The 14,986-nt window shown below is 60.2% G+C and carries 12 protein-coding genes; 9 read left to right on the forward strand and 3 right to left on the reverse strand.

Features of this window, described 5'->3' with window-relative positions; all coding sequences use genetic code 11:
* Positions 1-2 precede the first annotated feature (2 nt).
* From HMPREF2779_RS01025 to HMPREF2779_RS01045, 5 genes are all read left to right on the forward strand, one after another.
* Positions 3-2,249: an extensin gene (locus HMPREF2779_RS01025; RefSeq protein ID WP_105360602.1), complete on the forward strand. Its 2,247-nt coding sequence runs from the start codon at positions 3-5 to the stop codon at positions 2,247-2,249.
* 263 nt (positions 2,250-2,512) lie between these two features.
* Positions 2,513-3,640, forward strand: coding sequence for a histidinol-phosphate transaminase (locus tag HMPREF2779_RS01030; RefSeq protein ID WP_070685973.1), 1,128 nt, complete (start codon positions 2,513-2,515; stop codon positions 3,638-3,640).
* Between the two features lie 403 nt (positions 3,641-4,043).
* A complete protein-coding gene (locus HMPREF2779_RS01035) occupies positions 4,044-5,210 on the forward strand; it encodes a thiamine pyrophosphate-dependent enzyme (RefSeq protein ID WP_105360603.1) in 1,167 nt (388 codons plus the stop codon).
* Between the two features lie 2 nt (positions 5,211-5,212).
* A complete protein-coding gene (locus HMPREF2779_RS01040) occupies positions 5,213-6,199 on the forward strand; it encodes an alpha-ketoacid dehydrogenase subunit beta (RefSeq protein ID WP_070685977.1) in 987 nt (328 codons plus the stop codon).
* Between the two features lie 99 nt (positions 6,200-6,298).
* Positions 6,299-7,774 (forward strand): dihydrolipoamide acetyltransferase family protein, encoded by a 1,476-nt coding sequence (locus HMPREF2779_RS01045; protein ID WP_105360604.1) that lies wholly within the window; start codon positions 6,299-6,301, stop codon positions 7,772-7,774.
* A gap of 154 nt (positions 7,775-7,928) precedes the next feature.
* Here HMPREF2779_RS01045 and HMPREF2779_RS01050 read toward each other — a convergent pair whose 3' ends face one another.
* Genes HMPREF2779_RS01050 through HMPREF2779_RS09000 form a run of 3 tightly spaced genes read right to left on the reverse strand, consistent with a single transcriptional unit; the run spans position 7,929 to position 9,880 of the window.
* On the reverse strand, positions 7,929-9,035 hold the full coding sequence (locus HMPREF2779_RS01050; RefSeq protein ID WP_105360605.1) for a hypothetical protein: 1,107 nt from the start codon (positions 9,033-9,035) through the stop codon (positions 7,929-7,931).
* A 33-nt stretch (positions 9,036-9,068) separates the two neighbouring features.
* Positions 9,069-9,731, reverse strand: a complete 663-nt coding sequence (locus HMPREF2779_RS01055) for a sugar O-acetyltransferase (RefSeq protein ID WP_070685983.1) — start codon at positions 9,729-9,731, stop codon at positions 9,069-9,071.
* Entirely contained in the window at positions 9,731-9,880 is a 150-nt protein-coding gene (locus HMPREF2779_RS09000; protein ID WP_005504480.1) for a hypothetical protein, read from the reverse strand. Before HMPREF2779_RS09000 ends, HMPREF2779_RS01055 begins: the two co-directional genes overlap by 1 nt.
* Positions 9,881-10,027: 147 nt before the next feature.
* On the opposite strand from HMPREF2779_RS09000, the gene HMPREF2779_RS01060 reads away from it, so the two are divergent.
* From HMPREF2779_RS01060 to HMPREF2779_RS01075, 4 genes are all read left to right on the forward strand, one after another.
* Entirely contained in the window at positions 10,028-11,794 is a 1,767-nt protein-coding gene (locus tag HMPREF2779_RS01060; protein WP_105360606.1) for a long-chain-fatty-acid--CoA ligase, read from the forward strand.
* A 323-nt stretch (positions 11,795-12,117) separates the two neighbouring features.
* The gene (locus HMPREF2779_RS01065; RefSeq protein WP_105360607.1) at positions 12,118-13,005 is read left to right on the forward strand and encodes a MetQ/NlpA family ABC transporter substrate-binding protein; all 888 of its coding nucleotides are present in this window, start codon (positions 12,118-12,120) and stop codon (positions 13,003-13,005) included.
* A gap of 146 nt (positions 13,006-13,151) precedes the next feature.
* A complete protein-coding gene (locus HMPREF2779_RS01070) occupies positions 13,152-14,207 on the forward strand; it encodes a methionine ABC transporter ATP-binding protein (protein WP_105360608.1) in 1,056 nt (351 codons plus the stop codon).
* Positions 14,208-14,903 carry a methionine ABC transporter permease gene (locus tag HMPREF2779_RS01075; RefSeq protein ID WP_105360609.1) on the forward strand — a complete coding sequence of 232 codons (696 nt, stop codon included), beginning with the start codon at positions 14,208-14,210 and terminating at the stop codon, positions 14,901-14,903.
* The last annotated feature ends 83 nt before the right edge of the window (positions 14,904-14,986 follow it).

Below are 14,986 nucleotides of genomic sequence, written 5' to 3' on the forward strand. Positions count from 1 at the left end.
CCATGATTACCGGACCCACCGTTGCGCCCATCGGTGACCTCGCCGACTCTGCAAGGCCCACCGCAGGCACCATCAGCGTTGAGCTTGAAGAAATGCCCGCCATCGCCGACGGGCTCGACACCGTCAGCCGCACCTGCGCCGACCGCACCATGCCCATTCTTGGCATCGCCGCTGAGACTCGTCTCTTCCTCGGCATCAACGGACGCGCCCAGCAGGCTGCCGCCCTCTGCACCAGCCTCGCCGCAGACCTCGGCGGAAGCGCACTAAAGTTCGGCGCCACCGCAGCCGCCGTCCGCGCCGCCCACAGCTCCTACCTGCAGGTTGAAAACACCATCGCAGGCTGGTTCGACTCCATGGGCATCGCAAGGGACGGCAAGCTACCCGACGGACGCAGCACCCGAGATCACTTCCGCGGCCTCATCGCTGGAGAACCCGGCGAAGCTAACTACCTCTTGAAGCTCACCATTCCCGAGCTCGGATACTTCTCAGCCTATTGGGTATTGCCTCATTCACCTGTAGTGGCAGCCATTATCTTCGGCTTCACTGCCTACATGGATGCCAAATGGAATCCCGAAATTGCTCGTCAGCGTATTGCGGGGCGACTCTCCGCTGTAACAAAAATACCCCAGGGAATCATTGAAAAAGTCTTGGCCGTAGGCGGAGTTGGAATCGTCGGTCCCCTCCGTGATCCGGATTCTGAGAAGAAAGCGCATAACATGCGCACTGCCTCAGCCGACGATTACGGGGTCAGTGCACATGCTGGCGAGAAGGATCGTCTCACGGTGGACGCTAGCGCTGAACGTCTGCAGGCTGCTGCCAAGGCACAAGATCAGGAGTTTGAACGCTCCCAACAGGATCCGACTAAGGGCGAACGCGGTGCCGTGCTCGTCACCGTCATGTACGAAGCAGGACACGAAGGTGACCCCGCCCATGCTCTGTACGTCGTGAGTATTCCGGGTACTAACTTTGCATCCCTTGGTGGATCGCCTATGGATGTTCCTGGGACTCTTCGCGAAGCACTGGGTAACGATACTCTGGAGAACCCCGCCTATCAGATGGTTCTGCAGGCCCTCCGCGATGCCGGAGCGCCTCAGGGTGCCCGCGTGTACATGGAGGGTTTCAGCCAGGGTGCCATGATTGCCTACAACATGGCTAATAGTCTCGAGGTTGCCAAGGAAATCAATATTGTGGGTGTCTACGCTCAAGCCTCCCCGCTACGAGGTCTACCGGCTAAACGCCGCGACTTTGGAGTGGATTACGTGGAGGGAGATGGAGACCCGGTTCCTGACTCTGCGTTGAGGCCTGAGGGAGGGTGGCGTCCCGATGAACGTGATACCGCAATTACAATCTCAAATTTTAGACATAATAGCGGGGAATACCGAGAAACTCTGCAACGTGAAGGATACGGAAACCAGACTCTGGGTGCCCTCAGAGCGGCTATGGGCAACAAAGGTTACGTGCAAGGGGAACAAAAGGTTACCTCGGGCTCTGCTATGCCAGATGGTTACACGTTTGAAGAACGTCTGAACGAGTATGGACTGCGTGGGGCTAGGTACACTCAACAGGCTCTTGAAGCTGGGGTGCAGCTTGATTCTCGAGTTTTATATGAGGGTATAGACCAACTAACAGATGGAGAACTGCACCGAGTAGATAGTGTAGTGCGTGGCAACGTCGAAAATACGCGGCAGAAAATCGAAGATACCGTTGCAGATGCCCAGGTGGGCATGGAGATTGCCAAGCAGAAGGCAGAGGGTCTTCAACGAGAAGCTGGAGAAACCGTACAGGCGGCTGCTGGGCAAATCGCCGCCGTCATCGAGGGCGTCCAAAAGACCATCCCTCACCCCGAGCCTGCACCCATCAAGATGCCCACTCGAATCGAGGCAGAGAGGCAGTTACCCCCTGCAGGTCTAATCCCGCCGGATATTCTGCCCAAACCTTCAGAGCTGCATACGCACATCGAAAAGGCTGTTACTCAGCCAATCATTGATCATCTGCAGCTCCCTACAGCTGGTTCTGTGCTCAAGAATCCTCCAATCTTCGGAGCCGGACAAGGTGGAGACTACGGTGGCGTTGAGTCGCTCATTCCCATCCTGCCAGGCCAGAAGCCTGCACCCATGCTCCCGCCCAAGAGCATTGACCCCGGGTTCCTCGCACCAACTCCACCCGAGAATATCGACCCCGGGTTCCGCGCCCCGGGCCCTCCCGAGGACCTGACTCCCATCGAGGAGAGTGAACCCCTGATGGTCTAAACACCGAGTCTAAAAGTACCAATCTCAAGGACTCGGTGGAGGGTGGAGGGGACGAGTAGAGTAGAGAAGAGAAAAGGAGGGGCGCCACCGGGAACAACCCCGGCGGCGCCCCTCCATCTTTGCGTACAGCTTTTACACACAGCCTTTTGCGTACAGCGCTCGCGGCCAGTATCTGCTGCCTGCACAGCTACAGCTTGCTCGCGACCTGCTCTCCAGGTGAGAAGCGTTAGCCTCCGAGCCGCCCGCAGGCACATACTGGAACCATGAGCCAGTCAGCTGAACACGCCAACATCCCGGTCCGCCCCGTCTTCAACACCCTGCCCAGCTACGCGGCAGGCAAGCCGCCCGTACCCGTTGAAGGCCTCACCCAGTACAAGCTCTCCTCGAACGAGAACCCGCTGGGCCCCGTACCCGAGGTCGCGTGCGTCCTCGCAGAATTTGCGACCGCGCACCGCTACCCCGACCCGCTCTCCACCGCCCTGCGCCACAAGCTCTCCGCACGGCTCGGCGTGGACGCTGACGACATCGTCACCGGTGCCGGAAGCCTCGGCGCGCTCAACCAAATCCTCAAAACCTTCGCCGGTGTAAACGCCGACGGCGTGCAGGACGAAGTCATCTACGCCTGGCGTTCCTTCGAGGCATACCCGATCCTCATCGGCATTATGGGCGCTCGCAGCGTGCAGGTGCCGAACCTGCCCGACGGCTCGCACGACCTGGACGCCATGGCGGCAGCCATCACCGGACGTACCCGCCTGATCCTGGTCTGCACCCCCAACAACCCGACCGGCCCCGCCGTCACCGAAAGTCAGACCCGTGCGTTCCTGGCGAAGGTGCCCGCCCACATCCCCGTGGTTATTGATGAGGCGTACTTCGAGTTCTGCGCCGCCTCCACCGTGCCGGAAGGTGAAGAAGCCCCGCTGAATGGCATGGACATCTACCGCGACTACGAGAACGTCATCATTCTGCGCACCTTCTCCAAGGCGCAGGGCCTGGCGGGTCTGCGCGTGGGCTACTCAATTTCGCACCAGCAGATTACGCAGCACCTGCGCGTGGCGGCAACCCCGTTCGCCGTGACGGCGCTGGCTGAGGCGGCGGCTATCGCCTCCATCGAGCATGAGGATACGGTCATGGAGCGTGTGAGTCACCAGGTCGCTGAGCGTGAGCGCGTGACCGCTCGACTGCGGGAGCTGGGCTACGATTTCCCGAGCACTTACGCGAACTTTGTGTGGTTGCCCCTGGGGGAGCGCACGGGTGATTTTGTGCAGCTGATGTCTGAGCATGCGCTGTCGGTTCGTGCGTTCGGCACCGAGGGTGTTCGCGTGAGCATTGGCGAGGTGGAGGCGAATGACCGTTTTCTCTCGCTCTGTGAGGTCTTCGCGAAGGGGCTCTAGAGCGTCTTGTGAATGGGTGGGGGGAACCCACTCGACCCTAATTGAACAATGTACTATTTTCCCTTGTCGAGGTTTGTTTGGGCTTTTCAAATGGTTCTCGCGCGAGAAAAATGATGGCCCGAAAAAGCTCTCAATAGCTAAACTAAACCTCCCATATATTCTCGAAAAAGAATATACGGGAGGTTTAATTTAATGATGTTCAAATAGTGAATGACAGGGCATAATACACTGCGTTATCAGCGTAACTGCCGCGAGATAAAGCCGAAAAGAGTAGACTGGTAACTATATATGCCCAGACCCTCACAGGCTTGCCGGAACACCTCAAACCCTGCACCATCAGGTGAAAGTTGAGACTAAAACCCAAGCCGCTGAGGGCCAAGCCCTCGTCACGTGTGGAGGTTAGATGCACGAGAACGACAAGTACCCCGGAGTGCCCGAACGCATCCAGCTCATGGATGAAAACGGTACCGTACACGAACACCCCACCTACAGCCGGTACATCGAAGACGTCAACGCAGACACCCTGCGCGAGGCATACCGCCTCATGTACACCACCCGCCGATTCGACGACGAGGCAACCGCCCTGCAGCGCCAGGGTCAGCTCGCCCTCTGGGTACCCAGCCAAGGCCAGGAAGCCGCACAGGTCGGATCCGCACTCGCCTACGCACCCAACGACTACATCTTCCCCTCCTACCGTGAGCACGCCGTCGCCCTGACGCGCGGCGTGGACTTCCGCGACCTGATCACCATCTTTCGCGGCTCCACCACCCACGGCTGGGATATGAAGGCACACAACTTCCACACCTATACCAAGGTGCTTGCCGCCCAGACCCTGCACGCAGTCGGCTACGCCATGGGTCTGAACTTCGACGCCGACATCGAGGCTGAAACCGGCACCCGTCGCATCGGTCAGGGTCAGGCAACCGACCCTGCCAAGGATACCCAGAAGCCCGCCGTGGCGGTCTACTTCGGTGACGGCTCCTCCACCGAGGGTGACGCACACGAGTCCATGGTTTTCGCCGCCTCCTATAACGCGCCGGTGCTCTTCTTTGTGCAGAACAACCGCTGGGCTATCTCCGTGCCCTTCGAGGTGCAGTCCCGCGTGCCGGTGTCCACCCGCGCCGCAGGCTACGGCTTCGAGGGTATTCGCGTTGACGGCAACGACGTTCTCGCCGTACTGGCTGCAACCCGCTACGCCATGGAAAAGATTCGCGCCGGCGAAGGCCCCGTGCTGATTGAGGCTGAAACCTACCGCCTCGGCCCGCACACCACCGCGGATGACCCCACCAAGTACCGCACCGACGCCGATCTTGAGGGCCCGCTGCACCGCGACCCCATGATTCGCCTCGAGAAGTACCTGCGCGAGCAGGGCTACGCCGATGATGCCTTCTTCGAAGAGGTTGCAGAATCCGCGCAGCAGGTCGCATCCGGCGTACGTGAGGCAGTGCTGAACTCCGAGGTCGCCGACTTTGAGCGTTTCTTCGACCGCGTCTACGTGCAGGAACACCAGCAGGTTGAAGACGACCGCGAGTTCTACCGTAACTACGTTGCAGGCTTTGAAGAGGAGTAAGCATGAGCGAGAAAATTGAACGTTTGACCCTCGCCAAGGCGATTACCCGCGGCCTGGAAGACGCCATGGAAGCCGACCGCACCGTCGTCATGCTCGGTGAGGATATCGGCAAGCTCGGCGGCGTGTACCGTGTGACCGAGGGCCTGCAGGCGCGCTTCGGCACCCGTCGCGTCATGGATGCGCCCCTGGGAGAGTCCGGCATTATCGGCACCTCCATCGGTATGGCGCTGCGTGGCTACCGCCCCGTGCCGGAGATTCAGTTCGACGGCTTCGTGTTCCCCGCCTACAACCAGATCACGAGCCAGCTGGCGAAGATCCACAACCGCACCGATAAGCAGTACACGGTACCGGTGACTATCCGCATTCCGTACGGTGGCGTGATTGGTTCGGTGGAGCACCACTCCGAGTCCCCGGAGGCGCTGTTTGCCCACACTGCGGGTCTGCGTATTGTGACCCCCTCGACCCCGCACGAGGCGTACTGGATGACCCGCAAGGCGATTGAGTGCCCCGACCCGGTCATTATTTTTGAGCCGAAGCGCCGCTACTGGCTCAAGGGTGAAGTGGACTTTAGCGATACTTCCTTTGATCCGTTTAGCGCCCAGGTGGTGCGTGAGGGTACGGACGCGACCATCGTTGCGTACGGTCCGCTGGTGCCGGTTGCTCTGGCAGCGGCAGAGGCTGCCGTGGAGGATGGCCGTTCGATTGAGGTTATTGACCTGCGCTCGATTTCGCCGCTGGATGTGCCGACCGTTGCCGCTTCGGTGGCGAAGACTGGCCGCCTGATTGTCGCGCACGAGGCGCCGACCTTTGGCGGTATGGGCGGTGAGTTGGCTGCGGCGATTACGGAGCGTTGCTTCTACAGCCTGCAGGCGCCGGTGATTCGCGTTGGCGGCTACTACATGCCGTACCCGGTTTCCCGTGTTGAGGAAGAGTACGTGCCCGATATTGACCGTATTCTTGAGGCGGTTGACCGCGCTTTTGACTACTAGGCATTCCCTGATCTGACGTATCAGCGTGTTGCGCTATGGCGGGTTGCGAGCCCGCACAGAATATTCCGTATAGGGTATATGCCCTAGTGAGAGGTAAAAATGTCCCAGATTTTCCCGCTCCCTGACGTGGGCGAAGGCCTGACCGAAGCAGAAATCCTCAGCTGGAAGGTGGCAGTCGGCACCGAGGTCGCCATCAACGACGTCCTCGTCGAAATTGAAACCGCAAAGAGCGTTGTGGAGCTTCCCTCGCCCTTCGCCGGCACCGTCGAGGCGCTGCTCGTTGCCGAAGGCGAAACCGTTGAGGTGGGCACCCCGATCATCAGCATCTCCGGTGGCGACAACGCCCCCGCAACCCCGGCGGCACCCGCCGCGGCAGAGCCTGAGTCCGGCACCGCGCTGGTCGGTTCCGGCCCCAAGGCGGATGCTGTGAAGCGTCGCGCCCGCAAGCGCCCCGCCTCCGCAACCCAGCCCGCACAGGCTGCTGCGGCACCGGTCGCACCGGCTGTTCAGGTACCCGTGGCGCACACCCCCGCCGACTTGGCGAACCGCAACCAGGGCCTGCTGAGCGAGCTGGCTGAGCGCGCCTCCCGCTTTGTGGAGAACACCCCGCTGAATTCGGTGGTGCAGCGTCTGGCACCCGAGCCTGCAGCGGCTCCCGCGCCGACTTTGGCTCCCGAGCAGGTTCCGCACCGCCCGACCCTCGCTCCGCCTCCGGTGCGTCTTGCCGCAAAGGAGCTGGGCGTTGACCTGGCGAATGTGACCGCTACCGGTGCGCGCGGCCAGGTGACCAAGCAGGACCTCATGAACTATGTGGCGCACCTGAGCGATGTGCAGCATAGCGGCGCCCGCCAGACGTTCTGGGAGCCCGCAGCCACCCCCGGTGACCGCATTGAGCGCATCCCTGTGCGTGGCGTGCGTAAGGCTACCGCGAAGGCGATGGTTTCTTCGGCGTTTAGCGCTCCGCACGTGTCCATCTTTGTGGATGTTGATGCCTCCCGCACCATGGAGTTCGTGAAGCGCTTGAAGAAGTCCCGCCATTTTGAGGGCGTGAAGGTCACCCCGCTGTTGGTGCTTGCCGCCGCGGTCATTTGGGCTGCTGAGCGTAACCCGCAGGTCAACGCGACCTGGACCGATAGTGAAATCCAGATTAAGCACTTCATGAACCTGGGTATTGCTGCGGCGACCCCGCGCGGCCTGATGGTTCCGAACATTAAGGACGCTCAGGAGCTGTCCCTGCGTGAGCTGGCTATTGCGCTGAACAACCTGACCACTCGCGCCCGTGAGGGTAAGACTCAGCCCGCTGAGATGGCGAACGGCACCCTGACCATTACGAACATCGGTTCGCTGGGTATTGATACGGGTACCCCGATTATTAACCCCGGTGAGGTGGCGATTGTTGCCTTCGGTACGATTAAGCAGAAGCCGTGGGTGGTTGATGGTGAGGTTATTCCTCGCTGGGTGACGACCCTGGGTGGCTCCTTCGACCACCGTGTGGTGGATGGCGACCTGTCGGCTCGTTTCATGGCAGATGTGGCCGCGATTCTTGAGGAGCCTGCACTGCTGCTGGACCACTAGGCGGCACATTTTGGCTAGTCAGTGCTGTATTGCTGGGTAGCTGAGGCTGTTTAGGATACAGATATTTAGATACAGAAAACCTCCGGTACCTTGCGCAAGGTACCGGAGGTTTTCTGTATTCTCTAACGCCGAGGTGCGCGCTTAGAAACCTAAGTTAGGCGTCCTCGCGTGCCACCTGGTCGCTCGGGTACTTGTCCACGCGGCGGTGGTACAGGCGTCCCAATAGGCCGCCGAGGATAGCGCCGAGGAAGCTCAACGCCAGAACCAGCAGAACCGCGAGCAGGCCGTTCGCGAAATCGCCCGCAATCAGCTTCTGCAGGGACAGGGACGCGACACCATTCTGGAACAGCTGAGGCGTGAGGAAGGTCGCCAGGGATCCGAGGATGAGCGCCATAATCTGCCAGAGCCACACGGCAATGCCCTGCTTCGCGCCGGCGAATCGTGCCATGCGTCCCGCAGCGTAACCGCCCACCAGGTAAGCGAAGAAAATGAGCACACTCAACGCCACCGCGACCGGCATGGCGTTCGACGCGCCGCTGAAGAGTCGGGAGACCACAGAGGCGTACTCGATGGACTCGCTCTGACCGGTCAGGGTCAGCCACGACTGGATAGCCCACAGGCCACCGTCCATGAGGGAGATGGTGATTAGCCAGCCGAGCAGACCGGGTAGCAGGTGCATGCGGGAGTAGCGGCTCTTCTGCATGGACAGCGCGGTTGCAGCGGTGAGGATGGGTTCCGAGCCAGCGGCATCACCTGCGGGGGTGGGGATGACGAAGTGGTCATCTGCCGCGGGGGCAGCCTGCGGGGCGTTCGATGCCGTATGGGCGTTGCCGGGTGCGGGCACCTCGTAGCTTGCCGCAGCGGTAGGTGCGGTAGCGGGGGCTGCGCCGCCGCGCACGTTATCCGTGTTGGGGGCCGCAGGCTTGTCGAGCCAGCTGAGGTTGTCGGTAGCGGGTTCGCCCAAGTCAGCGCCGGATTCTGTACTTTGAGCAGCGCTGTTTGCGGAGAGGAGCGGCTGGGTTGCGGTAGCCACCTCGGTGAGGGGGCGGGTCGCATCCTGCGAGGACTGCGCGGAGGACTGAGCCGAAGAGGCCGCCTCACGCGCCTTTTCGTGGGCGCGGCGTGCGGCGTTCAGCTCCTCATCGGTCAGAACCACGGTGGGGTCGTCGGAGGAGAATGCCGCCTCCCACAGGTCACTTTCGGTGGGGGAGGACGCCGCGGCGGCCGGGCGCTGCTGCGGGGTGTTGTTCTGTGCGTTCATTAAATCCTTTGGATTCTAGTCCTGGGTGCTGATTTAGCGGTTGCGGTCAGCGTAGAAGGCGCGTGCTTCTTCCAGGGCTTCTGCGGCGTAAGTGTGCGGGTATGCCGGGCGTTCGTTCTCGTCCAGGGGGCGGACCACGCGGCCGGGGTTGCCCACCACGAGGGAGTTAGCCGGGACGTCCTTGGTGACGACGGTGCCCGCGCCAATCACGGAGTTCTTGCCGATGGTCACACCGCCCAGGATGATGGCGCCGCCACCGATCCAGACGTTGTCTTCAACGGTGATGGGCTCGCCACCTTCCCAGTATGCGGCGCGGTCGACCGGGTTGAGCGGGTGGGTGGGGGTGAGGAACTGTACGTTGTTGCCGACGAGCACGGTGGAGCCGATGCGGATCGGGCAGACGTCCAGGAAGACGCAGCCAAAGTTGAAGAAGGAGCCGTCACCAATATAGGTGTTCACGCCGTAGTCGAAGCGTGCGCCGGGGCGGATGTGCGAGTGCTCGCCCAGGTGGCCTAGGTGTTCACGGTAGACGTGCATTGCCTGTGCCTGCTCGCCGCGTGCGTAGTGTTCTTCGGCGAGGACGGTTGCAGCGTGGATGCGCTTAGTCTGCGCGGCGCATTCGGCGTCGGGCATGTAGGCGGCGCCGGAGACCATGCGGTTGAAGATGTCGCCGTTGGGGCGCTGCGGGGTGTGCATTAGTGGGCTCCTCCCAGAAGGTAAGCAAGTGCGATGATGGCCATTCCGAACAGGATGACGACTCCTCCGGCGATGGCGAATCGTTTGGAAATTTCGCGGAGGAGCTTCTTGAACTGCTCGTCAGTGATGTCTTGCTGTCGTTTACTCATGCTTTAAGTATCCCAGAGTTGCTTGGGTTTACCTTAGTGTTTCGGCGTTTATTGCGGTATCTGGGGCGGGTGCACCGTGTGATTTTCAGCGTGGAAAGAAACGCGGCTGAGTTGAAGGGTATGGGCACGGGAAGGCACAATCAATGCATGACTGAGGCTCAGAAGAACACGAACCTGCAGGATGCGGCGGCACCTGCATCCCCCGCTGGCGTATCGGCTGGTGCGCATCCGTTGGCGCATCGCCCCTGGTTGAAGAATTATGCTCCGTGGACTGCCCGCGATATTGAGCTGCCCGAAACTTCGCTGAGCCACCTCATTGACGAGGCGGTCCGCACCGTACCCCACAAGGTGGCGCTGGAGTTCTTTGGCGCGACCACGACCTACGCCGAGTTGGGGGACCAGATTGAGCGTGCTGCGGAGGGTCTGCGTGTGGCTGGTGTGCAGGCGGGTGACCGTGTGGCGCTGATTTTGCCGAACTGCCCTCAGCATATTGCGGCGTTCTACGCGATTTTGCGCCTGGGCGCGATTGTGGTGGAGCATAACCCTCTGTACACGGGCGCGGAGTTGCGTCACATGTTTGAGGATCACGGCGCGAAGGTCGCGATTGTGTGGGATAAGATCGCCTCGCATATTACGGGTCTTCCTGCGGATATCCGCCCGAACCATATTTATTCGGTGAACATGATTTCGGCGATGCCCGCGCTGATGCGTACCGCGCTGAAGCTACCGTTGAAGAGTGCGCGTGCTTCGCGTAAGAAGCTGACCGGTCCTGCGCCGGGTACGGTGTCGTGGGCTCAGCTGGTGAAGAGCGAGTGTATTGACCCGTCGCATCACCGCCCGACGGCGCACGATATCGCGCTGCTGCAGTACACCTCGGGCACGACCGGCCTGCCGAAGGGCGTGATGCTCACGCACCGCAATCTGGAGTCTAACGGCCGCATGGGTGAGGCATGGATTAACCCGGGCGATGACGAGGTGATTTACTCGGTTCTGCCGCTGTTCCACGCGTACGGTATGACCCTGGGCGTGACGATTGCGTCGCTGTGCCGTGCCCGCCTGGTGCTGTTCCCGACTGTGGACATGGACCTGATTTTGAAGGCGATGAAGAAGACCCGCCCGACCATTCTTCCTGCGGTTCCGCCGGTGTATCGCCGCCTGATGGATGAGGCGAAGAAGCGCGGTGTGTCCCTGGAGGGTATCCGTTACGCGGTCTCTGGCGCAATGAACCTGCCGCCTGAGCTGGTTGCCGAGTGGGAGGAAGCGTCCGGCGGTTTCATGGTGGAAGGTTACGGCCTGACCGAGTGCGCGCCGCTGGTGTCCTGCAACCCGCTTAATGACACTCGCCGTGCCGGTTTTATTGGTGTTCCGTTCCCCTCCACCGATATTCGTGTGGTGGACCCGGAGACCGGCGAGGACGTGCCCGAGGGCGAAGAGGGCGAGCTATGGGTGAAGGGCCCTCAGCGTTTTGCTGGCTATTGGAAGCGTGAGGACGAGACGGCGAAGACCATCACTCCTGAGGGTTGGCTGCGTACCGGCGATATTGTGCGCCTGGACGAGGACTACTTCATTCAGATTGTTGATCGCATCAAGGAAGTTATTATTACCGGCGGTTTCAACGTCTCCCCGACGGAGGTTGAGGTCGCCCTCAAGCAGCACGACATGGTCGCGGATGCGGCAGTCGTCGGTATTCCGCTGCCCGCCGGTGGCGAGATGGTGGTTGCCGCTGTGGTTCCCGCCCCGGGTCGAGTGGTGCAGGAGCATACTCTGCGTGAGCACTGCTATTCGAAGGTGACCCGTTATAAGGTTCCGCGCCGCATCGTGGTGGTGGAGGACCTGCCCCGTTCGATGCTGGGTAAGGTTCTGCGCCGTAAGGTGCGTGAGCAGCTGATTGCTTCGGGCGAGTTCGATCAGTAGGTTGATTCCCCGCCCGCCCGTATCGGGTGGCACTATGGATGCCGGCTTGGGTTTTTTGTACCCGGGCCGGCGTTTTGTATACGCCTTTGTGTGCGCCTGAATACACCGTCAATGACGCTTTGCGACCTGGAAATAATCACTGCGTGACGAATTGTGACAAAATATGACGACCTTGACGTTCTGTGTCTCATGAATAGCCATTAACTTCCACACCCGCCCTTGTGCGTGCTGTAATTGTCCCATCATCATTCCCATCGGATGTGCTAGTACCAACGTGAGCACCCGGTGGAACGCATCATCATTCAACAGAAAGATTCATAGCCGTGAAGAAGTTTGCTGCTGCACTCGCAGTTGTCCCCATGGTCTTTGGCCTGGCAGCCTGCGGTTCCACCAACTCCTCCTCCTCTTCCTCCTCTTCCGCATCCAAGAAGGTCACCATCGGTGTGGTTGGCTCTGAGAAGTTCAACAAGACCCTGAAGGAAGAAGCTAAGAAGCAGGGTATCGACATTGAGTTCAAGGAGTTCAGCGCTTACACCGAGCCGAACCCCGCACTGGACGCCGGTGATATCGACATGAACCGCTTCCAGCACATCGCGTACCTGTCCAACTACAACGTGAGCGCTAAGAAGGACCTGCAGATTGTCGGCCCGACCGTCATCTACCCGATGGCTCTGTTCTCTAAGAAGCACTCCAAGTTGGCTGACATCCCCCAGGGCGGCGAGATCGTTATCCCGAACGACACCGTGAACGAAGCACGCGCGCTGAAGCTGCTGAAGACCAACGGTCTGGTTACCTTCAAGAACGCTGATGTTGACGCACCCACCATCGACGACGTGGACATCGCTAACTCCAAGGTGAAGGTCACCCCCGTCGACGCAACCCAGACCGTGGTTGGCATGGAGTCCGCTGACGGCGCAGTCGTCAACAACGACTTCCTCAAGGATGCAGGCCTGAAGCCCGCAGACGCCCTGGCTCAGGACGACCCCAAGACCGACCCCTCGGCAATCAAGTACGTGAACCTCTTCGTTGCTCAGAAGGACAAGGCTGACGACGAGACCTACAAGAAGATTGTTGAAATCTTCCACACCAAGCCCGTCATGGATGTTGTTCAGGAAGAGACCCGCGGCACCGCTGTTGAGGTCAACGTGAGCACCGACGAGCTGCGTCAGTCCCTGGCTAACGAAGAAGCCAAGCTGCGCGCCAAGAAGTAATCTTCTAAATACACGCCTCCTCTAGGCATACGCAAAGGCGGTAAGTCTAAGCACCCGATGCGGGTCACGACAGGCTTACCGTCCTTTGCGTAAGGGCGTTAATGCCCTTTAGCGCCCCAACCACGACATACAACGGATACAAACTTATGAGTGAACTGGTACAGAGCTTCGGTGACAGCACCGAGCCCATGGTGGTTCTGGACGGAGTCTCTAAGGTCTTCGGCAACGGCCCCAAGGCAGTAGTTGCTGTGGACAACGTCTCCCTCAGCATTAACCGCGGCGAAATCTTTGCAATCATCGGCTACTCCGGCGCCGGTAAGTCCACCCTGGTCCGCCTCATCAACGGCCTGGAAACCACCACCAGCGGCACCTTGACCGTCGGTGGCTTCCAGATTTCCGGTAAGCGCGACTCTGAACTGCGTGAAGCACGCACCAACATTGGTATGATCTTCCAGCAGTTCAACCTGATGAACTCCCGCACCGTGCTCGGTAACGTTGAGTTCCCGCTGAAGATTGCCGGCTGGTCTAAGAAGGACCGCCGCGCTCGCGCCCTGGAAATGCTGGAGTTCGTGGGTCTTGCCGACCGTGCAGGTCACTACCCGAACCAGCTCTCTGGCGGTCAGAAGCAGCGTGTGGGCATTGCTCGTGCGCTCGCGACCAACCCTGCCCTGCTGCTGGCTGATGAGTCCACCAGCGCACTGGACCCGGAAACCACTCATGAAGTTCTTGCGCTCCTTAAGCGTGTGAACCGTGAACTGGGTGTGACCGTCGTGGTGATTACCCACGAGATGGACGTGGTCTCCAGCATCGCTGACCGTGTGGCTGTCATGGAGTCCGGCCGCGTGGTGGAGCAGGGCAACGTCTACGACGTCTTCTCCAACCCGCAGACCGACGTGGCAAAGCTGTTTGTTGCGACCACCGTTAAGCTCGCCCCCACCGGCAAGGAAGCGGCTGAGCTGCGCGCAAACCACAAGGGTTACCTCATCAACGTTGAAATCGTGGAGGGTAACCAGGAGCTCGGTAAGGTGCTGTCCTACCTGGGCGCCCGTAACGTCCGCTTCAACATTGTGGGCGGCGGTATTGAGACCCTGCAGGGCAAGGCGTACGGTACCCTCACCCTGGAACTCCTCGGCGAAATCACCAGCATTGATGCCGCCGTTGCCGAACTGAAGACCGTTGCCCGCGTGCAGGAGGTACGCTAAATGTTTGCTACTACTCTTCCGCTGGCTGCGTCTAAGACGGACTGGTCCGAGTTCCTGCCCGAGAAGCTGCTTCCGGCTATCGGCGATACGTTCTACATGGTGTCTATCACCATGGTGTGTGCCGGTCTGGTTGGTCTGATTGTGGGTGCTCTGCTGTACACCACCCGTGAGGGTAATATCTTCCAGAACCGTTTCGTGTACACGATCCTGAACATTCTGGTGAACGTGATTCGCCCGATTCCGTTCATTATTTTGATTGCGGCTTTGGGCCCGCTGACGAGCGCCGTGGTGGGTACCCGCCTGGGCGTGAATGCGGCGGTCTTCGCGATGAGCTTCGGTGCTGCATTCGCTATTGCCCGTATCGTGGAGCAGAACATGGTCTCCATTGACCCGGGTGTGATTGAGGCGGCGCGTGCGATGGGCGCTTCGAAGCTGACCATCCTGTTCACCGTGATGATTCCGGAGGCGCTTGGCCCGCTGATCCTCGGTTACACCTTCCTCGTCATTGGCGTGGTGGATATGTCCGCTATGGCCGGTTACGTGGGTGCTGGCGGTCTGGGTAAAATCGCGATTGTGGACGGCTACCAGCGCTTCAACGATGAGATCACCTGGGCTGTTGTGGCGATTATTATCGTCCTGGTTCAGCTGGTTCAGTTCCTCGGTAACTTCCTGGCGAAGAAGGTTATGCGCCGATAAGCTCGTGCCCCCTGTAGGCCTTGTAGGTACTGTAGGTACGGCTGATACAGGATAGAAGACCCCCGGTCTGCTCCTTGAGGAGC

Origin of the sequence: Rothia sp. HMSC069C03 (assembly GCF_001811075.1) — a bacterium.
Lineage (GTDB): Bacteria > Actinomycetota > Actinomycetes > Actinomycetales > Micrococcaceae > Rothia > Rothia mucilaginosa.

Coding starts and splice junctions, on each gene's coding strand:
- HMPREF2779_RS09000 (WP_005504480.1), bottom strand. CDS start 9,880: ATGAGTAAACGACAGCAAGACATCACTGACGAGCAGTTCAAGAAGCTC.
- HMPREF2779_RS01050 (WP_105360605.1), bottom strand. CDS start 9,035: ATGAACGCACAGAACAACACCCCGCAGCAGCGCCCGGCCGCCGCGGCG.
- HMPREF2779_RS01045 (WP_105360604.1), top strand. CDS start 6,299: ATGTCCCAGATTTTCCCGCTCCCTGACGTGGGCGAAGGCCTGACCGAA.
- HMPREF2779_RS01040 (WP_070685977.1), top strand. CDS start 5,213: ATGAGCGAGAAAATTGAACGTTTGACCCTCGCCAAGGCGATTACCCGC.
- HMPREF2779_RS01070 (WP_105360608.1), top strand. CDS start 13,152: ATGAGTGAACTGGTACAGAGCTTCGGTGACAGCACCGAGCCCATGGTG.
- HMPREF2779_RS01075 (WP_105360609.1), top strand. CDS start 14,208: ATGTTTGCTACTACTCTTCCGCTGGCTGCGTCTAAGACGGACTGGTCC.
- HMPREF2779_RS01030 (WP_070685973.1), top strand. CDS start 2,513: ATGAGCCAGTCAGCTGAACACGCCAACATCCCGGTCCGCCCCGTCTTC.
- HMPREF2779_RS01060 (WP_105360606.1), top strand. CDS start 10,028: ATGACTGAGGCTCAGAAGAACACGAACCTGCAGGATGCGGCGGCACCT.
- HMPREF2779_RS01035 (WP_105360603.1), top strand. CDS start 4,044: ATGCACGAGAACGACAAGTACCCCGGAGTGCCCGAACGCATCCAGCTC.
- HMPREF2779_RS01055 (WP_070685983.1), bottom strand. CDS start 9,731: ATGCACACCCCGCAGCGCCCCAACGGCGACATCTTCAACCGCATGGTC.
- HMPREF2779_RS01025 (WP_105360602.1), top strand. CDS start 3: ATGATTACCGGACCCACCGTTGCGCCCATCGGTGACCTCGCCGACTCT.